At 49.0% G+C, this 21,700-nt stretch carries 19 protein-coding genes; 10 read left to right on the top strand and 9 right to left on the bottom strand.

Annotation, left to right across the window (positions count from 1 at the left end; genetic code table 11):
- Positions 1-525: 525 nt before the first annotated feature.
- Both ACJJID_RS00790 and ACJJID_RS00785 read right to left on the bottom strand, forming a co-directional pair.
- Positions 526-1,002 (bottom strand): Lrp/AsnC family transcriptional regulator, encoded by a 477-nt coding sequence (locus ACJJID_RS00790; RefSeq protein ID WP_226644702.1) that lies wholly within the window; start codon positions 1,000-1,002, stop codon positions 526-528.
- A gap of 135 nt (positions 1,003-1,137) precedes the next feature.
- A complete protein-coding gene (locus tag ACJJID_RS00785) occupies positions 1,138-2,346 on the bottom strand; it encodes a pyridoxal phosphate-dependent aminotransferase (RefSeq protein ID WP_444921074.1) in 1,209 nt (402 codons plus the stop codon).
- Positions 2,347-2,926: 580 nt separating this feature from the next.
- On the opposite strand from ACJJID_RS00785, the gene ACJJID_RS00780 reads away from it, so the two are divergent.
- The 3 genes from ACJJID_RS00780 (at position 2,927) to ACJJID_RS00770 (ending at position 5,710) form a co-directional block, all read left to right on the top strand.
- Complete coding sequence (locus ACJJID_RS00780) at positions 2,927-3,934, top strand: S41 family peptidase (RefSeq protein WP_444921073.1); 1,008 nt, start codon at positions 2,927-2,929, stop codon at positions 3,932-3,934.
- 73 nt (positions 3,935-4,007) lie between these two features.
- Complete coding sequence (locus ACJJID_RS00775; protein WP_444921072.1) at positions 4,008-4,718, top strand: aspartate/glutamate racemase family protein; 711 nt, start codon at positions 4,008-4,010, stop codon at positions 4,716-4,718.
- A 59-nt stretch (positions 4,719-4,777) separates the two neighbouring features.
- Positions 4,778-5,710 carry a DUF4124 domain-containing protein gene (locus ACJJID_RS00770; protein ID WP_444921071.1) on the top strand — a complete coding sequence of 311 codons (933 nt, stop codon included), beginning with the start codon at positions 4,778-4,780 and terminating at the stop codon, positions 5,708-5,710.
- Positions 5,711-5,901: 191 nt separating this feature from the next.
- On the opposite strand, the gene ACJJID_RS00765 is transcribed toward ACJJID_RS00770, so the two are convergent.
- Positions 5,902-6,342, bottom strand: coding sequence for a YqaA family protein (locus ACJJID_RS00765; protein WP_152451521.1), 441 nt, complete (start codon positions 6,340-6,342; stop codon positions 5,902-5,904).
- Between the two features lie 483 nt (positions 6,343-6,825).
- On the opposite strand from ACJJID_RS00765, the gene ACJJID_RS00760 reads away from it, so the two are divergent.
- The 3 genes from ACJJID_RS00760 (at position 6,826) to ACJJID_RS00750 (ending at position 9,869) form a co-directional block, all read left to right on the top strand.
- A complete protein-coding gene (locus tag ACJJID_RS00760; RefSeq protein ID WP_444921070.1) occupies positions 6,826-8,445 on the top strand; it encodes a mechanosensitive ion channel family protein in 1,620 nt (539 codons plus the stop codon).
- 317 nt (positions 8,446-8,762) lie between these two features.
- A complete protein-coding gene (locus tag ACJJID_RS00755) occupies positions 8,763-9,608 on the top strand; it encodes a mechanosensitive ion channel family protein (protein WP_444921069.1) in 846 nt (281 codons plus the stop codon).
- A 63-nt stretch (positions 9,609-9,671) separates the two neighbouring features.
- The gene (locus ACJJID_RS00750) at positions 9,672-9,869 is read left to right on the top strand and encodes a CPXCG motif-containing cysteine-rich protein (RefSeq protein WP_444921068.1); all 198 of its coding nucleotides are present in this window, start codon (positions 9,672-9,674) and stop codon (positions 9,867-9,869) included.
- Positions 9,870-10,006: 137 nt separating this feature from the next.
- On the opposite strand, the gene ACJJID_RS00745 is transcribed toward ACJJID_RS00750, so the two are convergent.
- The 3 genes from ACJJID_RS00745 to ACJJID_RS00735 are packed head-to-tail and all read right to left on the bottom strand — an operon-like array spanning position 10,007 to position 13,388.
- A complete protein-coding gene (locus tag ACJJID_RS00745) occupies positions 10,007-11,485 on the bottom strand; it encodes a cryptochrome/photolyase family protein (RefSeq protein WP_444921067.1) in 1,479 nt (492 codons plus the stop codon).
- Complete coding sequence (locus ACJJID_RS00740) at positions 11,482-12,417, bottom strand: MerR family transcriptional regulator (RefSeq protein ID WP_444921066.1); 936 nt, start codon at positions 12,415-12,417, stop codon at positions 11,482-11,484. Before ACJJID_RS00740 ends, ACJJID_RS00745 begins: the two co-directional genes overlap by 4 nt.
- Before the next feature lie 8 nt (positions 12,418-12,425).
- Positions 12,426-13,388: a YbgA family protein gene (locus ACJJID_RS00735; protein ID WP_444921065.1), complete on the bottom strand. Its 963-nt coding sequence runs from the start codon at positions 13,386-13,388 to the stop codon at positions 12,426-12,428.
- Between the two features lie 242 nt (positions 13,389-13,630).
- On the opposite strand from ACJJID_RS00735, the gene ydiJ reads away from it, so the two are divergent.
- From ydiJ to ACJJID_RS00720, 3 genes are all read left to right on the top strand, one after another.
- Positions 13,631-16,669, top strand: coding sequence for a D-2-hydroxyglutarate dehydrogenase YdiJ (ydiJ, locus tag ACJJID_RS00730; protein WP_444921064.1), 3,039 nt, complete (start codon positions 13,631-13,633; stop codon positions 16,667-16,669).
- A 69-nt stretch (positions 16,670-16,738) separates the two neighbouring features.
- A complete protein-coding gene (locus tag ACJJID_RS00725) occupies positions 16,739-17,491 on the top strand; it encodes a tetratricopeptide repeat protein (RefSeq protein WP_444921063.1) in 753 nt (250 codons plus the stop codon).
- A gap of 517 nt (positions 17,492-18,008) precedes the next feature.
- Positions 18,009-18,410: a 3D domain-containing protein gene (locus tag ACJJID_RS00720; RefSeq protein ID WP_152451502.1), complete on the top strand. Its 402-nt coding sequence runs from the start codon at positions 18,009-18,011 to the stop codon at positions 18,408-18,410.
- Positions 18,411-18,740: 330 nt separating this feature from the next.
- Here ACJJID_RS00720 and ACJJID_RS00715 read toward each other — a convergent pair whose 3' ends face one another.
- Together ACJJID_RS00715 and ACJJID_RS00710 are read right to left on the bottom strand one after the other, a co-directional pair.
- Positions 18,741-19,280 carry a hypothetical protein gene (locus tag ACJJID_RS00715; protein ID WP_444921062.1) on the bottom strand — a complete coding sequence of 180 codons (540 nt, stop codon included), beginning with the start codon at positions 19,278-19,280 and terminating at the stop codon, positions 18,741-18,743.
- 259 nt (positions 19,281-19,539) lie between these two features.
- Positions 19,540-19,800, bottom strand: coding sequence for a hypothetical protein (locus tag ACJJID_RS00710; RefSeq protein WP_152451498.1), 261 nt, complete (start codon positions 19,798-19,800; stop codon positions 19,540-19,542).
- A gap of 199 nt (positions 19,801-19,999) precedes the next feature.
- On the opposite strand from ACJJID_RS00710, the gene trhO reads away from it, so the two are divergent.
- The gene (trhO, locus tag ACJJID_RS00705; protein ID WP_444921061.1) at positions 20,000-20,995 is read left to right on the top strand and encodes an oxygen-dependent tRNA uridine(34) hydroxylase TrhO; all 996 of its coding nucleotides are present in this window, start codon (positions 20,000-20,002) and stop codon (positions 20,993-20,995) included.
- A gap of 9 nt (positions 20,996-21,004) precedes the next feature.
- On the opposite strand, the gene ACJJID_RS00700 is transcribed toward trhO, so the two are convergent.
- Positions 21,005-21,397 (bottom strand): hypothetical protein, encoded by a 393-nt coding sequence (locus ACJJID_RS00700; protein WP_152451494.1) that lies wholly within the window; start codon positions 21,395-21,397, stop codon positions 21,005-21,007.
- Between the last annotated feature and the right edge of the window lie 303 nt (positions 21,398-21,700).

Genomic DNA, 21,700 nt, shown 5'->3' with positions numbered 1-21,700 from the left:
TCCAATTGAGCCACCAACTTCACAAAATGGGCAGAAAAGGGAGGTAAGTCCACTATATTCCCCTCCATTGAATGCTTTCAGCCCATTGGCAGCCGGGTCTGTTTGAAAGAGCACTCCACAGTGAATGACTAAAACACTAGGGAAATCCATCAGATAGCCTGTACTGAGTCTTCCTTGCTAACAGAAGACGCTACAACTAACACGCTTGTACAAGAACGCGAGACTGACCGCAATAAAATTGTCATATTCAAGGTGCTAATTGAGTAACTCTCCGCAATCTTTACTCAGCATGGGGGTCACTCACACTCGATTAACCAACAATGATTCCAACCAGGCCATAGGGAAAAGCAGAGACAGTGAGAAAGGGGTTATAGGGTGAAAAAGACTTGGTGGAAGTAGGCCTCCACAAAGAGCTAATACTACTTCTTTAGAGCTCCACATCAGTAATTGCTACTGTGGAAGTCACCTTTGCATGGCAGGGGAATCGGCAGTGGTTTACTTCATTCTCCACTGCCAATTCAGGTGCTAGTCCTGAAAGAGCAGCTCCAGGGGATAGCCGGTAAAAGGCTTGGTTTTCTCGATCACCAAATGCGAAGTCATGCGCGAGATGGCCGCCTCCTCATTTGCCAACAGCTGTTCAGAGACCCGGTTGAAGTCCGCAGCATCAGGGCAAATAAAACGCAGCATATAGTCGAACTCGCCGGACATCTTCACGCAGGAAACGATCTGGGGGATATCACTGATAATCCGCCGGAAATTTTCACTGGTGCGCGCATCCTGGCGCTTCAGGGCCACATTCACATAAAACTCAGCGTGGCGCACCTTGTCCAGGTTGATCTCGGCGAGGAACTCACGGATATAGCGCTCACTGGTCAGGCGCTTCACCCGAGCCAGGCAAGCGCTCTCCGACAAGCCAATTTGTTCACTCAAATTCAGGTTGCTAATACGGGCGTTGGTTTGCAGAGCCTGCAAAATACGCAAATTATGCCGGTCAATTTTCACGGAACTGATTTCTTTTGAATCTGAAAGGAGGCAAGGATAGCGGTATTCGCCGGAGGCTGAAACACTACAGCCCCCGAAGATGAAAAAGCCAGCTCCCCATTGACAGTGCCCGGGAACTGACCACCGCCACCTGGGTTAACTAGCCTGGCGGTTAGCGCAGGTGACGAATCGCTCGATTCTATCCAGTGCGCGTGACAACTCAGCCTCATCGGCTGCGAGCGTCAAACGCACGTGATTCACCGCACTCTCGCCAAAAGGTGCCCCTGGCAAAACCGATACCCGCTCAGCCTCCAGAAGAGCCTCGGCGAATTCCTGACCGGAGCTGGCTACCTCAGAAACATTAACCATCACAAACATACCCGCATCCGGGCTGTAACAGCCAAGCCCCGGAATCTTGCCAATTCGTTCAACAATCAAATTACGGCGACGTTCATAGGCGTCACGCATCTGTTTCACGAAATAGGAATCGAACTCCAAAGCGAATGCCGCTGCCTCCTGGATAAACTGAGGGCAGCCGAAGATAGTGGCCCCAGCGAATGCCGCAAGTCGATTTACTAAGGGTCCACGGGCTACCGCCCAGCCCAGGCGCCAGCCACTCATAGCATGAGACTTGGACAGGCCATCAATTACCACAATATTGTCCAGAGACTCGGCAGCGGTACGCAGGGAGGTGTGACGGCGCGCGAAAGTGATCATGGAGTACATTTCATCACACACTAACCAGATATCGCGCTCGCGGCAAAAAGCCGCGAGTTCGCGCAACTGCTCTGGGGTTGCCATAGCACCGGTGGGATTGACCGGAGTATTGATCATCACAACGCGGGTCTCTTCACTGACCGCCGCCTTAATGGCTTCTACATCGAAAGCAAAATTCTGCTCCGCCGGGCAGGTCACACGCTTCACAGACAACCTGAGGCTATCGCAGATGGGGACATATCCGATATACATCGGCTCCGGGATCACAATCTCCTCACCTGGATTCAACAGGCAGGAGAGCACCGCATAGATAGCGTTGGTACCGCCGGGAAACACCACAACATCATCGGGATTACAGGGGTGGGGTGATACCTTACTCTCGATATCCGCAATGGCTCGGCGCAACACCGGCTCACCGGCCGCGGGGGAGTAATGCGTGCGCCCTACACCCAAGCGAGCACGAGCAAAATCCAGAATTGGCTCCGGTGTATCGAAATTGGGGTCCCCCACACAGAGGAAAATAACGTCCTCCCCCTTATCGGCAAGCTCATGGGCCCGGTCGCTGACGGCCCAGACGTTGGAATCCTCACAGTTCAGAGCTTCACTTTGCAAGCTGAATTGGGGGGTAAAATCTGTCACGTGTTTCACTATTTATCTGCCATTTATGCCCGCTAAGGTAGCAACCATCAAAGTAATCTATGGCGATATATCGGCATGTATTTCGCATTACTCAGGAGTTTCCATAGTCATAACCGCAGAAAATTCTGTGGACACTTGCCTTCAGTGAACCTGCCTATAGAAGGCCAAAATAAGGTGCTTGGAAGAACCTCATCAAGATTTCTAGGGAATTCGGGGGAGCTAAATGGGGACCAGTCTCTCTGGGATAACAATGTGACTATAAGGTCAGGCTATTCTGAGGACCCTATCATCCAATGGGGCCATTAAGATTCACGCTAGGATAGCGTCACCGCTTGATAACCTGGCCTCGGTTTAAGGTGCCGCTTTACCAGCCAAAGCTTATCAATGCTGGCAAGCTGTTTTCCCAAGATGACTGATACCAAAGTACAAAAAAAAATTCCCGATAAAATTTTCTATAAGGTAATAGTTCATATAAAACTGTCGGAACAGCGCCAGTGTTACAGCCCAGACAACTCATAACAACCACCTACACAACCACCTACGGCTTGAGCCCGGGCACTAAAGGACTAATAAAAACGAGTTAATAAAAATGAAAAAACACTTAGCCATTTTGCCACTACTTTTACCAAGCCTCGGCTTCTCTACAACTTTTTCAACAGAGGAAAAAAATACTCTAATTAATAAAGTTGCGCATGAGATTTCAAGACAATATGTACTCCAGGAAAATATTCCCGCAATACGTGAAAGCTTACAAAAAGCCTCGAAATCCGAGACAATGAAACAGGCGGGAACTCCCAAACGGGTTGCCGAAGTACTTTCAAAAGTACTGGAGAAACATGATAAGCATTTTGGTGTCCGGTGGTATGATCAAAACACCTCCCAAAGCCAACCAAAACACGAAAACTGGTTCACCAAACTGGCCCGAAAAAATTCCGGATTTAACCGCGTAGAGGTCCTTGAAGGTAATGTTGGGTATATTGATTTTTGGGGCTTCGATCAAGTCAATGATGCATCACGAAAGCGTGTTGAAGCCGCTATGGCTTTAATTGAAAACACTGATGCCCTCATATTCGATCTGAGAAATAATGGAGGCGGTGATGGCAATATGGGTCGTCTGATTAGTAGCTACCTCTTTGACGAGCCGACCCATTTAAACAGTATTTACTGGAAAGCTACGGATAGCACTACTGAATTCTGGACTTTCGAAACCATCAAGGGCAAAAGAATGCTCGATACTCCAGTATTTATTTTGACCAGTAAAGATACCTTCTCCGCCGCAGAATCTTTTGCCTATTACCTAAAGCACCTCAAGCGAGCCACCATTATTGGCGAAACAACCAAAGGAGGCGCGAATCCCTGGCAATTTTTCCAACTAGACGACGGATTCGGAGTGGTAATTCCAATTGCCAAGGCAGTAAACCCAATAACCAAAAGTAACTGGGAAGGCAAAGGAGTCGAACCCGATATAAAAAGTCTCAAGGAGGACGCGTTTAATATTGGTTATCGTCTATCACTTCAACACATACAATCGTCTGCAATCCATCCCGAACTGCTCAAGGAAGTTAAAGAGCAATTAAAACTGGTAGAGACTCACTAAGTTTCATAACGATAAAAGTTAATTCAACAAAAAATAGAGTATTCTTTTTTTACATGAATAATGGAGTGAATAAGTGAAGGACCGCAAAGATATAAAACATATCGGTATCGTTGGCTGCTCCGCTGAGGGAGCAGCCCTTTGCTACAAAACAATTTGTATAGAAAGTGGCAAGTATCTCGGTGAGCATGCCCATCCCGAGATATCTATGCACACTCATTCACTCGCACGCTATGTGGAATATTTGGATTCCAATGATCTTCAAGGCATTAGCGACTTAATGCTCTCATCCGCGGATAAGCTCAAATCCCAGGGAGCCGACTTTCTTATTTGCCCAGATAACACCATCCACCAAGCCTTTAACTATGTAGAGGAAGGTTCTCCTCTACCCTGGCTGCATATTTCCGACAGTGTTATTGCCGCGGCACAAGTCGAGGGCTATAGGAAGCTGGGCATACTCGGTACCCAGTGGTTGGTTGAGAGTGATGTTTATCCGTCCAGGCTAGAGGGCACAGGCATAGATTGGTTGCGGCCACCCCAGGAGGTCATCGAACGAATTGGATATCTGATAATGAGCGAGCTGGTCAATGGAATAGTTCGAGATGAAACGGTCAAGTACTTTCAAGACGGTATCAGTTACCTCAAACAGGCTGGATGTGACGCAGTGATTCTGGGCTGTACTGAAATACCGCTAATTATCAACGATGGCAATTCAGTACTCCCAACGCTAAACTCCAACCGATTGCTGGCTCAAGCGGCTATCCATAAAGCCATAGCCGCCTATTAATTCTGCCAGCAGCCATAAGAACTATAGTACCAAGATTAATTAGATATAAGTTTCAAGTAGTGACCTCTTACCTTCCAGCCTTATTAACCACTCTTTTGTCTCTAGCTCCCATAAGCGTAACAGCTAAAATCTATAAATGGACAGACGAAAATGGCCAAGTTCACTTTAGTGATAAGAAAATAGAGAGTGTTGAACAAGAGGTTATCAAGCCTAGAAACCACACCTCAAGTTGGTCCCGGTATGATATTTCTGTTGAAACCATTGATACCAATCTGAGCAAACAGGAATTAAATAAGATTGTTGCAGACGTAAATCTTGTCTATGAGTTTTACGATAGAGTCCTATTTTTCGACTTTTACAAGACAGTACCAGTAAAAGTTTTAGTTCTAAAAAATAAAAAAGCCTACTATGAGCACCTACGAAAAAGGCTGGGAGAAGCCCCACCAGCTTCATATGGGATTTACTTCCCAAACGATAATCAAATAGTCGTTTATATTCAGAAAGATAGGGCCAGAACTTTTCGTACCATTAAACACGAAGTCAGCCACGCAATAACAGATACCGTCACACCCTACGCCCAATCCTGGCTGAATGAAGGTTTGGCCGAGCAAATGGAAACCCTGTCAAAAGTCGAGGGACAGCTACGAATTACCAGCCACTGGGAAAACTATAAATGGGTAAACCCACCTTTGCGCCATGAGAAACTAATGGATATAGGTACATTTATTAGGCTACCCAATACAAAGTGGCGTCATGAGCAAAGAAATGGATCAGCCCCATTACAGGCACAGGCGGGGCAATTTATTTACTTTCTACTATCAAAACCAACGGGTAAGAGCTTTGTAATCAGACTCATGCATAAGCTTGAGCGCGGAAATCGTACACACTCCTATTACCTGGTCGATAAAGACTACATTGGTGGGATAAAAGGACTAGAAATCAATTGGAGAAACTGGTTAAGAGGGAAAACTGATAAACATATCACCTTTTAGGATCGACATTTCATGAGGCCTGCATACTAGAATCTAGTTTTGCAGAGAAAACAATAAACTAATTAAAATCGTCGGCAGGTGTTCGCAATTTTGTCAGTAATCACCATTTTTATTGGTATATTTTTAGGTGTGATTTCGCCATAGCCAAGTGTAAGGGTTCTCGTAGGGAAACAGACTAAAACTCTCCTTATTTAAGAAATATTCAAAACCATATAGCTTACAACGATGTAGCGTAATAATTTCCCGGCTGTCACCAAGATCAAAAACCACAACAAGGAGATCCTCAATACACCCGCCATAACGGTTAATGGATCTCCAATAATTGGCACCCATGCAAAGCATAAGGAGATCATTCCATATTTAGTAAACCGCTGTTCAGCCCTTACAAACTCGCTTTCAGACATCCTCAGCCATTTCTTTATCACACCCAAGCTTGCCCAATAACCTAGAGCGTAATTAACCAATGATCCCGCGACATTACCAACAGTTGCCACAAGTACTAACGTAACGGGTGATAGGCCATTGAGCAGCAACGTCGTTAATATAATCTCTGAGCTTACCGGAAGTATTGTTGCGGCCAGAAATGCAGAAATAAAAAGACCGACAACTCCTAGCTCAATTAACTTTCCCATTTAAGAGAATGCCCCCATTTAACACCAAATCCACCTCAAACAAGGCCTATGTATTTTCTCTTTAGCAAATGATGCAAATTTTTACTTTTAGATTATGGAGGTCCCTGGCTCTTCGCTTTCCCCCGAACCACTAGTTCTGACCTGCTAGTCTCAGGCAGTTAATGCGGAAGTGCCACCACAAAGTTGGCATCCACTCCCATAAAGTGAACACTTTATAGACGATTGAGCCAAGCACCTTACATTCCAGTAAGAAGATTCAATATCAAATCCTATCAGAAGAAAAAGCTTGCATAACTGCAGAATTCACCAGATTGAATGAAATTTTTACTCAGCTTTAGAAAAAATTACATACTACCTTAAAACGTTATGTCAGTTTTGTCACAAATATGAAGCTTTTGGAAAACTGTGCGCCTAATAACCCCTATTGTTATTGGCATATTTATTGCGAACAATCTTTAGGATATCGAAAATTGGGTACTTAAAATGATGGGCAAAGGCAAATCTCAATACTATCACTGGAGCATAAATGATCTCCTCAGGCTTACCTCAGCTACCCTTTTTTCTATCCTGATTGGCTTGTCATCAGCACTATCCAATGCCCAAGCGCTTCAGGAAGCTATCAATTTAAAGACAACAGGGTCACATAAAGCGAAAAATACGACTATTCAACCATCTAATGAGTCTCAAACCGCACCTACTCGGAGCAATAGCGCACCAAATGGAGAGGATGCCCAGGTTCAGGAGTTAGATCAGCTCATCCAACTTTTGCAGAATCCCGAACGCAGAGCAGCGCTTATCGACAACCTGGAAGAATTGCGGGATACGACAACGGACAAAGAAAATCCTGATCTCCTGAAGATAAGTGATGTTCTGGTAGTAGATGAGATAGCTACCGAGGTAGTCAAAGACTACACAAAATTTCTGAGTGTGTTTGGACTAACAGCAAACCAAGCGGGCACTTTTTTACTTCTGGGGATATCAATTGTACTACTGCTAGCCGTTGTTGTATCTAACAATCTACTCGCTAACTTCATGCACAAGAAACTATCTCCTATCAGGAGAAAACTGAGTTTGAACAGTAATCGTTTTGCCCCACTATTTAGACTACAGCGATGGCTTGGATATTTTCTTGCTGCCCTCCTGGTGATTTATACGGCTTCAGAATTATTCCCTGCTACTGTGGGCATATTCGTTTCAAAAGATACACTCATCGAATTTGCCGAAATTGCTTTAGCTTTATTTTCAGTATTGGCCATTTTTGTATGCATCTGGGAAATGATCAACGCTGCGACGGAACACTACTTTAATACTCATCGCACTTCCGGCAATGCCCGTATGCGCACACTGATACCCCTTGCAAAAAATATCTTACTGTTTCTACTTTCAATCATGGGGGTACTCGTACTGCTCTCTGAGTTAGATATCAATGTAGTCCCTCTCTTAGCCGGGGCTGGCGTTTTTGGTATTGCCGTAGGGTTTGGCGCCCAAGCCCTGGTGAAAGATTTCCTAACTGGCTTCACCGTGTTGTTGGAAGACCTGCTACAAATTGGCGATATTGTAAAAGTTGGCGGGCGAACCGGTGAGGTAACCAATATCACCTTACGCAAGGTAGAACTCCGCGCATTAAATGGCACCGTATATACAGTTCCATTCAGTGATATATCAGTAGTAGATAACCTAACCAAGCACTTCAGCTATTACATGCTGGAAATTGGGGTTGCCTACCGGGAGAATACCGACGATGTCATTCAATACCTTCATGAGGTAGACAAAGAAATGCGCGAAAGCGATGAATATGGGCCTCTAATTCTGGAACCCCTGGAGGTTTTAGGAGTGGATGCTTTTGCGGACAGTTCCGTTGTAATTAAGGCGAGGACTAAAACCAAGGCCCATGAAAAATGGTATGTAGGTAGGGAGTTCAACCGACGTATCAAATTATTATTTGATAAAAAAGGCGTAGAAATACCTTTCCCACATCAGACACTGTACTTTGGTGAAGATAAAAAGGGTAAAGCGCCAGCAGCACGCATTGAGGTACATGAAGATAACCATAACGAAAAAGTAGAAGACAAGCAGTCTAAAAAGGAGGTGTCACGTGAGTGAAAATACTCTTCCCCTGAAATAGATAAACAGTGACTTATAGACCGATCTCCGCTAAGAGTGCTTATCCATACTGTTCGGGCAATGGAATTTACTTAGAACTTAGTACCTAGGATAAAGACAAATTATCCTTCTACAATGGAACAAAAGTACTTTCCAATTTATCTACAGCCCGCAAATGTGTGGTTGAGGGAAATTAACACCGGATAAGAATGAACGCTCTTTTCAGCCACTTGGCTTTGCTCCTTAAGTCACTCAGTACGCAGCAACAAGAGACACAGGAATCATTTATTGATAGGGTTATCCCAGAGTCTTTCTCTGTGGCCACAGAGACTGTGATTTCCTCTATTGATCGTATCGGCGGAAATTTTATAGGGCATACTCCCTACATTATCGCCAGCATAATCATGCTGCTGCTCACTTGGGGCGTAGCACGTATTGTTCGACACTTCGGCGGGCGGCTATTTCGCCATACTACCTCTAGGATATCCTTAAAAAACCTATTTGTCCGCCTGCTTACCAGCGCTACCTGGCTGGTGGGTCTGCTTCTTGCCGCTATGGTGCTTTTTCCTGGTCTTACCCCTACAAAAGCACTGGGGGCGGTGGGCCTACTCTCTGTCGCCATTGGATTGGCATTTAAAGATATTTTCGAAAACTTCTTCGCAGGGATATTAATACTCTGGCGCTTCCCCATTGAAGAAGGGGATTTTATTGAATGTCAAGATATATGCGGGCGAGTAGAGGTGGTTGAGGTACGCAATACCAATATTCGCAAAGTTACCGGTGAGTTGGTAGTAGTGCCCAACCTCTTTTTGTTTAAGAACCCCTGTGAAGTCATCACTAACCGGGTGAAGCGCAGAGCAACGATTATGGTGGGCGTGGCCTACCAGGAAAAAATACCAAATGCTGTTGCCGTTATTGAGTCAGCGGTGGCCTCCTGCCAAACCGTGCGCAGTGAAGACCCAATTGAGATATTTCCAAAAGCTTTTGGGGAAAGCAGTATTGATATTGAAGTCTGCTGGTGGACAGGTTCAACTCCTCTACAAATTCGTCAGTCCCGTGCAGAGGTGGTTACGGCGGTGAAAATTGCTCTCGATAAAGCCGGGATTGAAATTCCCTTTCCCTATCGAACGCTTACATTTAAGGAACCTCTAAAGCTCGAATAACCTTTAAAGCGAAATTTTTCCCAGAGCTTACAATATTAAATAAATAGAGCAGTTAAGGTCAGCGTGAACCCAATCATTGAAGAAACCATACAGTGTCCCTATTGCGGTGAATATTTCAGTACACTGGTCGATACCACTATGCTTCCCCAGGAGTACACCGAAGATTGTCAGGTTTGTTGTAGGCCTATCATTTTCCAGGTTACTTCAGGCCTAGATGCCAGTGTCTCTGTCAATGTTTATAGGGAGGATGAAACTTTTTGAAGTCATTGGACTTCACCCGCATTCTTCTTTTAAGGGTCGATAAGTGAGTATCTCTACTACTAAGTACTCTTTAAATAGGACTCACTTTATTCCGAAAGCAGACACCCCTAATTTTATAGACTCGGATAAACGCGGATCTACTTGAGATTGGCGAAAACCTCTATCGCCCGCTTACGCCCGGCCCCCACATCACAAATCACCTGGGAATATCCCTCAACCTTGGGCGGCTCATGAATTTCCTTATCACTCAATGAGGCAAGCTCCGGCACATATCGACGAATGAAATCTCCATTAGGATCGAATTTTTGCGATTGACTATAGGGGTTGAATACACGGAAATAGGGCGCCGCATCAGTGCCGGTGGAGGCAGTCCACTGCCAACCGCCATTGTTAGAGGCAAAGTCACCATCAATTAAATTTTGCATAAAATAGCGCTCCCCCCAACGCCAATCAATCAGCATATTTTTGCTCAAAAACGAGGCGACAATCATACGTAACCGGTTATGCATCCATGCGGTTTCATTTAGCTGGCGCATAGCGGCATCGACGATAGGTACCCCGGTTTCACCACGAGTCCAGCGGGAAAACAAATCCTTGTCGTAGCACCATGGAACCTGTTCTGTTTCCTCTTTGAATGGTTTGCCCATACTTAGGCGAGGAAAATCCGCAAGCAAATGCGTATAAAACTCCCGCCAGACGAGTTCACTAATCCAGCAGGCAATTCCTTCATTCCCTCCCTGCCAAAGCCCTTTATTTAGGTTGAGGGCCATATGAACACATTGACGAATGGAAATAGCCCCGCAGTTTAAATAGGGAGAAAGACGAGAAGTACTATCCTTCGCAGGGAAGTCTCTCTCTGCCTGGTATTTATCGATAATTTCAGCAAAAGCTTTCAAATGTTTCTGCGCTGCCTTCTCCCCACTCTCCCAACCCTTCACTCTACCCGATCCATCAATATCCAACGAATACTGCGGCAATTGGGAGGGGATTTTCTGCGTAAGCTTGCCGCTTCCCTCCACTTCCAACCCCAACCATTTAGGCCAGTGTTCTCCCTTATCCGTAGAAGGCATTTTCTTGGGCATGGGTAGGGGGTTAACTTCGCTCTCGGCACACAGCTGGATCAGCGCACGCTTAAAGGGCGTAAACACTTTGTAGGGATCACCACTCGCTGTTCTAACCGCCCCCGGTGGCAACAGCGTTCGATCACTGTAGTATTCCACTTGAACGCCGCTTTCCTGCAGTTTTCCCCGTACTGCTTTGTCCCGGCGTTGTTCATTCAATGGATACTCAGCATTGGCAAACAGAGCCTCCGCTTTCAGGCGCTCGGTAATTTGCTGTAGCGCATGAGGCACCTGGGAAAATTTAGAGACTTCGAGGTAGTACAAAGGAATATTGCGAAGTCGTAACTGTTCTTGTAATTCTTGTAGGCAAGCCATCCGAAATGAGACCAGTGCATCCCCTTCATCATGGCTTTTCCAGGTATCCGGACAGGCAATAAAAACCGCGGCCAATTGGTCACATCGGGTACTAGCGTGGTACAACGCCGAATTATCATGAACGCGCAAATCGTTGCGCAACCAAACCAGGCCTCGCTGCAGAGACTTTTTTCCACTCATCGTTTCAGCTGCTCCCGCAATTGCCGCATCACACCGTCTGTATCACCAGATAACATCGAGATAATCGGAAGCTTCTTCAGTCTACCCAACTCAGCAGACTGCATTTCGACAAAATCCCCTAGCAACCAAAGAGGTGTTTGAAGAATTTGTATCGAACTAGGTAATTCTTTGTGAAGAAAAGCTTTCGAAAGTGCCCGATGGCTATAGCAGAGCACTGCATCCACACCGAGCTTTTTCACAGTACTCTCCGACTCAAGCAGGGCAGCGCGATAATCCAGAACTACCACATCACAACCAGCAACCAAAAGTGTCGCGCAAAATAATTGTATGAAGGCCCGCTGATCATTGCCGGGAAAATCCAGCAACAATACTCGCTTCTCACAAGTTACCCGGTCTTTGCCAAGATTTTTACGCGCTATACCATTAGCTAATAACAGCTGCTCATAGAAAAGCTGCCAGAAAAAATGTTGAGCAGGCTCAGATTGTCGCTGCCTGGCCAGTTTGGCATGCAGGGGCTTTAGCCAGTGATCGAGTAGCAGCCCTGGTGGGAAGGCGGCAATCCACTGATCCAGGCGCTGGCGCAGCTTTAAGTCGGCAAAGTCCTGCGACAAATCATAGGCCTCATCAATTATTTCGCGCCAGCTGCCAGCCCTATTTTCTGCTTGCTCTGTGGCCACAAGAGAAGCCGGTCCACGCTCCAACAGCTCCCGTACCCGTCCGATAGCCACACCACGGGCTAGGCAGGCGAGCACCCCTTCTATACGCCTTACTTCCTCTTCACTGTAGAGTCGGTGTCCCTTACTGGTTCTGGCTGGCGTTAACAGGCCGTATCTGCGCTCCCAAGCCCGCAGGGTGACGGGATGAACGCCGGTGCGACGCGCCACCTCACGAATCGGCAGGTGGGCTTTAGTGGGGGATTCAATTTCAACCATGGCTAGGCTCAGCGAAAATCACACAACCCCAACTCCGCAGGCTCGGCAGCGAGCAGTACCTGACTGTGGATAAACTGGTGGGGACTGCGTGGCAAATAATGGCGCAACATCGTGAGTACCGCCGACAACGGCTTGTTGCCCCGGCGGTAATCGTCGATCAGAAGAGCCAACTCATTACGCTCTTCCTTGTTCAAGTAACCTTTCAAGTGACCCTGGCTGTGCATCAGGGCATTGGTGCGGTCTTTACGGCTGGCCAGATGGCCGAGAATTTCCATAATCTTGCCCCGCACTTCATAAGCAAATGCTTCCACCGGCATCGCCCGTGAATTAGAGACAAACTGACCCAAGGCTCGAGTCAGTGGCTGGCTGTGGGCCAGCAGCAAATACTTATAGGCGGTGTAAAACTCAATCACCCTGGCTGGCCGCAGGTCGGTGGCTACATAGCGATACCAGGCATCGTAGGCAAAAACGCGGGTGAGAAAATTCTCGCGTAAATCACTGGCATTCAGTCGCCCCACCTCTTCCATAGGCAAATGTGGAAAATGCCGACGCAGGCGCGCAGCGAATAAGCCGGACTCATGGGCCAACACCCCAGTGCCATCCTCCTTGTAATGCGGTGTCGTGCGAACACCGCAGCTGGGGGATTTCTGCATCAGAATAAAGCCACGCAGATTTTCCACTTCGGGCACAAGCTGATCCGCATAGTCTTCCAGGGCCTCAGTAACATCCAGGCTGGGGTCTTCCCGGCCAACCGCACGCAGGCGATCACTCACAATCAGGTGAATAGGCGGTCTCGGCACTCCCATACCAATGGCAACCTCCGGGCAGTAAGCCTGCAACTCGAAACAATTGCCCAGCAGTTGTGTGCAGACTTTACTGTGCTTGTGGCTGCCGTTGTAACGCACGGGATCGCCCACAGCACAGCGGCTGATACCAACTGGGATTTTCTGAGGTAAGAGCTGGATATGCATAGTTACGCTGCACAGAGTCAGTTTGTATTCCTTTTTTATAGCCTCTCCCGATTAGTTATACAAGAGAGTTGCTTGTACAACTTTTGGATTGCAACCAAGTCCCATTGGCTGCTTGCGCACATACACACCACGGATACAATGCAGGGCCGCATTTTTACCGCGCGGCAGGGCTGCGATTCTTTATCTCACCAGCTACCCCGGCAATTTGCGGCCTTTTCCTCCCCGAAAGTACGGATTAGCTCATGATTCCAGCATTGCGCGAAGTCGACGAGGTTCAGGCGCTCTATTTGCAGTTTTTGCAAGAGCTGACTGACGCGGGTTTCCGCGGCGACACCACACCCAGTTACGCCAGCCGCACCGTTTTGGCGACAGACAACTCTATTTACCAGGTTTTGCCCCAGGCAGTGGTGTATCCGCGCAATAACCGCGATCTACAACTATTGGCGGAATTGGCTGAACGGGAGGAGTTTCACTCTGTGGTGCTCTCACCGAGAGGTGGCGGTACCGGCACCAACGGACAATCACTTACCGATGGCCTGGTGGTAGACATCTCCCGCCATATGAACCAGATCCTCGAGATCAATGTGGAAGAGCGCTGGGTGCGTGTGCAGGCCGGCGTTGTCAAAGACCAGCTTAATGCCGCACTGAAACCCCACGGCCTGTTTTTTGCGCCGGAACTCTCTACCAGCAACCGCGCCACCATCGGTGGCATGATCAATACGGATGCCTCCGGTCAGGGCTCCTGCGTTTACGGCAAGACCCGCGATCATGTCTTGGAACTGCACACGGTGCTGATGGGTGGGGAGCTGTGGCACTCCTCAGCCATAGGGGAAACCCAGCTGCAGGAAATATGTGGAAAAGACAGCCGCGCCGCAAAAGTGCATAAAACCTGTGACAAGATTGCCAGGGAAAAAGCCGAACTCATCGAGCAGAAATTTCCCAAACTCAATCGCTGTCTCACTGGCTACGACCTGGCCCATATCCGTGAAGGTGATCGCTTTAATCTCAACAGTGTACTGTGCGGTTCCGAAGGCACTCTCGGATTTATTGCTGAAGCCAAGCTCAACCTGCTTCCCATCCCCAAGTGCGTGGCATTGGTCAATTTAAAATACGACCACTTCCAGGAAGCGCTGCGCGATGCCAAGGACCTGATGGGCGCAGGCCCCATGTCGATCGAAACGGTGGACAGCAAAGTACTGCAGCTGGCTATAGAAGATATCGTCTGGCACAGCGTCAGCGAGTTTTTCCCCGCTGAGGATCGCCCGGTCAAGGGTATCAACCTGGTGGAGTACGCTGCAGATACCGAAGAGGAACTGGAAAAAGCTCTGAAGCAATTTATCGCACATGTCGAGGCTGCCATCGGCCAGCCAGGCAAGAGCTTCGGCTATTCCATCGCTCGCGGCCATGCCGAGGTGAATCGCATCTGGGCCATGCGTAAACGCGCGGTGGGTTTATTGGGTAACGCCCAGGGGGAAAAGCGCCCGATACCCTTTGTCGAAGATACCGCTGTGCCGCCAGAAAACCTGGCGGACTTTATTGCCGAATTCCGCGCAGTGCTGGATGAAGCCGGCCTCGACTATGGTATGTTCGGACATGTAGATGCCGGTGTATTACATGTGCGCCCGGCAATCGATATGAAAGATCCCCAGCAGGCCGCACAAATTCGCCCCATCACCGATCGCGTAGTAGCACTCACGCAAAAATATAAAGGACTGCTGTGGGGAGAACACGGCAAAGGCGTTCGCTCAGAATATGCCCCGGAATTTTTTGGCGAGCTGTATCCCGAACTGCAAAACATTAAATCCGCTTTCGATCCGCGCAACCAACTAAACCCCGGCAAAATTGCCACACCCAATGACAGTGCCAGCCTGCTGAAAATTGATGCCGTGCGCACCCGCGGTGAGCACGACCGGCAGATTCCCGCTCAGGTATGGGAGGGGTATGATGAAGGGGTCCACTGCAATGGCAACGGTGCCTGCTTCAACTGGAACCCAGACGATGCCATGTGCCCTTCCTATAAGGCCACGCGCAACCGGATTCACTCCCCCAAGGGACGCGCTTCGCTGATGCGGGAGTGGCTGCGCCTTTTGAGCAAACACGATATAGACGCGGTGGCCAGCGCGCGTAAATACCGCGAGCGCTCCTTTTTTGTCGGCCTGCCCAAGCGCTTTATAAACACCCTGGCAAAAACCCGCGGGGAGTACGATTTCAATCACGAAGTTAACGAAGCCATGCAGGGCTGCCTCGCCTGTAAATCCTGTGTGGGGCAGTGCCCCATTCGCGTGGATGTGCCGGAATTTCGCAGCAAGTTTCTGGAGCTTTATTACAGCCGCTATTTGCGTCCGCTTAAGGATTACGCCGTGGGCGGGCTGGAATTCATGATGCCGCACCTGGCAAAACTGCCGCAGCTGTACAACTGGCCGCTAAGGCTAAAACCTGTGTCTTTTTTGATGGAGCGTGTTTTCGGCATGGTGGACAGCCCACAGCTCTCGCAGAGAAGCCTGCAGGCCAGCATGAAAGAACTAGGAGTCCCCACCGCCACGAAAGCCTGCCTGGAGACTCTGGGGCCTTCCCAGCGCAGCCGTGCGGTCATCATCGTGCAGGATGCCTTCACCAGCTATTTTGATGCCGAGGTGGTGGCGGACATCCTGCGTCTGCTCAAGCAATTGGACTTTGTGCCGATTCTCGCCCCCTATCGAGCCAACGGCAAACCCCTGCATGTCCATGGATTCCTGCGTCAGTTCGAGCGGGTTGCCGAAGGCAATAGCGAGATGCTCAACAACCTGGCGGAGAGTGGTATCCCCCTCGTGGGAATCGATCCCTCTATGACCCTCACTTACCGTTCCGAGTACAAAAAACTCCTAGGGGAGCGCGCCCCAAAAGTGCAGTTGTTACAGGAATGGCTGGCCCAGCAGAAGGAGCACCTACAACAGCAACGTGCGCGGATAAAGCCCGGAAGCTTCCAGCTGTTGCCGCACTGCACCGAGCAAACCAATGCCACCGCTTCGCTGAAAGACTGGCAAACCGTGTTCTCGGCTCTGGGCCTGGAACTAGAGGGTGAGAACCTTGGCTGCTGTGGTATGGCCGGGACCTATGGCCACGAGGCTGCGCACAAGGAGACCTCACGGGTGATTTTCCAGCAATCCTGGGCACCCAAGCTCAATGGCGGAAAACACAACCAGCTCGCCACCGGTTACTCCTGTCGTTGCCAGGCCAGCCGCTTTGCAGGTGTTACTTTGCGACATCCTCTTCAAGGGTTGCTGGCACAACTCGACATCTAGGGATTTACTGACGTATGGGGACCACAACTGTGGCCCCCAACCGTCACCGGGCCAAGCGCGAAAATCCCTATGCATAAACCACTGCCCCATTTATACATCCTGTTTTACGCACTCTTCTGCCTGACCGCACTTCTCGCGGCTATATCTATCATTTCAGACGTACTCCCCAACAACGCCCAACCCCACAGCACCAAATCTCACGGTGGAGACACTCTGGGCGCGATTGGCTGGGTCAATGAGGCCGAATCGCTAGCTCGCCAAGGTAATTTTGGCGACGCACTGCCTCTCTATGAAAAAGCGATTTCCGCCCTTGGTGACTACCCTTCCCAACAGCACACTCTGCGCTATCGCTACGGCATAGTGCTAAATGCACTGGGGGCTAAATCGAGGCCAGACCTCTATCCACTGGCGCGAGCACAGTTTCAGTCAGTTTTGCGTTACCTGGATTCCGGAGCGCAATTGCCCCACTCCAGTGCCAGGGTGCGCTCGGCACTGGCACACACCTATCACCGCCAGGCTGCCAGCGAAGATTTGACCACACAGCGCGAATACCTGCTTAGCACCGCCTACCTTCTGTATAAAAGTGCCCTGGATGGCCTCCTCAATCAGGAAGAGTGGCACAACCTCTCTATTACTTATTTCAACCTCGGGCAGGTTTGCGAGTGGCAGGGCAACCTTGAAGAGGCCATTCACTGGCTGGAGAAAGCGGTGCAACTGGATTTGCAGTACGAGTTACCCGATTTGGAGGAGGATAGTGACTATTTGGCCGCACTCCGTCAGCAGGTAGAACCGGTGCAGCAAAACCGGGAAACCACCCTTTAAGGGCTCAGTTTTTCTCTATTTTTTTCACCTAAAGATAAATGACGATGCAGTTTTATCGCCTGAGCACCCACATTTTCAGCGAATCAGACCATTTTGGCGGAATGGTCACAAAAAGTTTCAGGGAAATTTTTTACTTTTTGAGTACTGATTAGAAAACCGGTCCGAGTGTATATCTGGTAGCCGTAGGATGACATCGCTGTCAGTACAATTTCCCCTCTAAAAATGACTTTCCAGCTATAGAAATTAAAATAAATTTTTAACCTTTAAATAAGAATTAATAAAAAATAAAAACCTTACTTTTGAATCATTTTGGGTTTATCAGTTTTCCCCTCAAGCAATAACCTGCTGTTTTTCAGGGCCATTTGTCGCGAAATAAGAAAAAGTTGCCTCCGCCTAAATCGCCAGTAATATAGCCAGCGTTGATTAAATATTGATCAGCTATTTCCAAAAACACTTGGAAATTTCGCAAGCACCTTTTGGCTTGTGACCATTTGATTCCTGGAGGTAATGGGACATCATGAAACAGACTCTGCGTAACACTGCTTTTTTCATCGCCGCCCTGCTTGCTATTGGTGTGAGTGTCAATGCATCGGCAGCTCTTAAGAAAACCATGGTCGTAGACGCGACCGCTTATAACTCGGTACCCGGCCAGACAGATAGCGACCCCTGGGTAGCAGCCTGGAACAACCGTCTGCGTCCCGGAGACAAAATCATCGCCGTTTCACGTGACTTGGAAAAGCACGGTTTGACTAACGGTGCCAAAGTAAAGATTGAAGGTCTGCCCGGTACTTACACTGTGCGTGACCGCATGAACAAACGTTTCACTAACCGTATTGATGTGTGGATGGAAAAAGATATCCGTAAGGCCCGCGCCTGGGGTAAGAAAAAGCTGAAAATCGTCTTCGAGCCGGTAAAGTAAAGCAGAACTGTTTTTAACAACCCTTTGATTTCAACGACCCTTTTGGCCCCGCCCTCCAGCGGGGTTTTTTTATTTTATTCTTTGAGTCATTTTAAAAATCTCAAGACAGTTGACCACCCTTTGCTTTGAGTCAACAGCTACTCTCGGAGAGAGATCAAGAAATACAATGAAACCCACATCACTTTGCGCATACAGCCTTTTATAGACTCGCAATCGGTATTTCTACCTTCTCTTATTTCTATCTTCTCGTATTTCTTTTAGGGCTCTGAATCCAAATATTCTGTCTTAAGCTGGTTAGTATCTCCAACCATTACTGGAAATTATTTACCGCTAAGGCTCCATTTCCATTAAAGCCCCTGGCAATTCCTTGCAGTCCGCGCTCTCCAGTTGGAAAACGCTTGGCTGTTGCCCCTCTACGTAACGATGCTCCAACCCCTCATCGCCGAGCAGAATCAGATACTCGGATTGGACCCAAGTATCTCCCGAGCGATACTCGGTGAGCCATAAAAGGGAGGGCTGCCCTTCATAGCAGTGGCCATAGAACATGCGGGTTTTTTCCACCAATTTTTTCGTCATATAGTCCAGGTACTTACCCGGATAGGTATAACGATCAGCCTCAGCACCTGTCTGGTCAGTACCCTCTACATCACCGTGCCTGGCTATACGCCGTATATAAATTGCGAGATTTTCATCGCAATCAATACAGTGACGCCCCGCCATAATGGCGTAACCGTGTAGTTTTGCGATTAGGCGGACTTCCTTGAGATCCGTTTGAATTTGCTGCTGGCTGGTAATCACCAGGGGATCGGCGCAGAGGGAAAAAGGCAGGATCTGCAAGCAGATCACGGTTAAAAAGCCGCGTACTATCATGGGTGAGGCAACCGCTGCTTGGGTAGCACCGCCGGAGACAAAAGCTCCACAGTTGCCTCGCGACGGCGCTGTGATTGGGGTGTGCTGTCACACAGTCGCGATTCCCTTCACCATAACCATAGCAGTTACTGGCAGATTGGAAGCAACAATCAATAACCAGCAATAGCCACTAGCGTCTTAGAGCGTGGAAAGATTGGGCGCAGGAGGGCAGAGCCCCAATCGTCCGCCCATAGTAAGCGTTCCTTTGGGGCCAGCTATCTTACCAGCTGCCATCCACTTCCTGCACAGGGCCTACAAAGGTGGAAATCCCCTCTTCCCGCAGGGCGTCCAGGGCTTCCTCTAAGGCTTCCTGCTCCGTCTCGAAGGCATCCTCCCACACGGTGGAATTATTGTTCTCGTCGACAATTTCGAGTAGCCAGCCACCCTCGCCATCTTCGTATATATCGATCTGCACAGATACATCGCCCTCGCGGTAGATCTGGCTCAACTCCGACTCTTTCGGTGCAAATTCTTCGCCCATGGGGTTCACCTCGCTATGACCCTGAAATTTCGGCCAGAACTTTGACAAGTTGCGGCTTCCCGGTCAACAAATATTGTTGCGCCGGGGCAACAGCTGGAGTGCTTGCTAAATGTACGACAAGCTGTTTTTTTTGCGATAAAATGCGCGGCGATTTTTTCTGCCCCGGATTTACGCTCCGGACTGCATTTAAGGAAGTTCCATGAATCAATATGTTGTCTGCGCACTCTACAAGTTCGTCACTTTGGAGGACTTCGAGTCTCTGCGCGCCCCCCTGCTTGAAGTCATGCTGAAAAACCAGGTACGCGGCACCCTGCTCCTGGCCAAAGAAGGCATTAACGGTACCGTTGCGGGCTCCCGGGAAGGCATCAATACCCTGCTCGCTTACCTGAAATCAGATGAACGACTCGCCGAACTGGATTACAAAGAATCCTACACCGGTGAGATGCCTTTCTTGCGCAGCAAGGTCAAGCTGAAGCGGGAAATTGTCACCATGGGTGTGGAGGGCATTGACCCCCGCCGTGTGGTTGGTACCTACGTCAAACCCAAGGACTGGAACGCCCTGATCAGCGACCCTGAAGTCACTGTTGTGGACACCCGCAACGACTACGAATTCCAGGTCGGCACCTTCAAAGACTCCATCAACCCAAATACCGAAACCTTCCGCGAGTTCCCCCAGTACGTTAAAGAGAACCTAAATCCGGCCAAACATAAAAAAGTTGCCATGTTCTGCACTGGCGGTATCCGCTGCGAGAAGTCCACCGCTTATATGAAGGAGCAGGGCTTTGAAGAGGTTTACCACCTGCACGGCGGTATTCTCAAGTACCTGGAAGAAGTCCCCAAAGAGGAATCTCTGTGGGAGGGCGAGTGCTTCGTTTTCGACGAGCGTGTCACCGTCAACCACGACCTGGAGCGCGGCCAGTACGACCAATGCAACGCCTGTCGCATGCCAATCACCGTGGAAGACCAGCAATCCGAGCAGTTCGAACAGGGGGTCAGCTGTCCTCACTGTTACGACAAAGTGAGCGACGCGGACCGCCACCGTTTCCGCGAACGGGAAAAGCAGATCCAGCTAGCCAAAAAGCGCGGAGAGAAACATATGGGCCAGGATGCCCGCGAGACGACTGTCGCCAAGCGTCTTCAGAAGAAAGAAGAGCGCCGCCGCCAGGCAGAGGCCGAACAGGCCAAAGCCCAGTAGGTTTAATACTCAGCGCAGCAGAGGTCTGGGGGAACCCTTGGTTTGGGTGAGCCAAGCCTCTGCTTCGGCCTCGGCAACAAATTCCCGCGAACTGTGCCGACACAAGCAGGTTCCATCAGACGCCAGCGGTGAAGTACAGCGATTGCGAGGGTGTAAAACCGCAATATATGCACGCCGCAATACCGGATGCTCTGCAATAAAGCTGGTGAACTGCCGCTGCTCCTCCAGCGTGACACTGGCGCGGGCATAGCGCATATCCAACAGCACCCGCAGTGGTACGCGGTGGCGGTATTTTTCTACCAGCCGGGCAGCGGCCTCCATTTTTTCTGCAAATCCTACGGGGCCATAAAATAATACCCGCGCTATGCCCCCTATCGGTCGATAGCTAATATTAAAATTCATGGATGAAAGCACTCGCGCTTTTGTCTTTGTTATTTTTATCGACTACAGCTACTGCAATGCCCGATAGATGCCCTGCCTGCGGCCAGATACAAGGCGGCCATCACAGGTTGCACACTCCCGAAAAGATTTATTCTCGACACTGGCGGTTTGTACCAAGTTGCCGAGCATTGACCACGGGTGGCCCGCCACACTAAACCTTATAAATTACCATTGGCATTCAAGCCGATGAGGTTCCTCTGCCAAAAAATGAAAACCACATAATTACCTTGACGATCACCTAGGAAAATACAGCATAAATACTTT

The sequence above is a fragment of the Microbulbifer sp. CnH-101-G genome (assembly GCF_052466775.1).
This window is presented reverse-complemented; position numbering and strand designations above follow the sequence as displayed.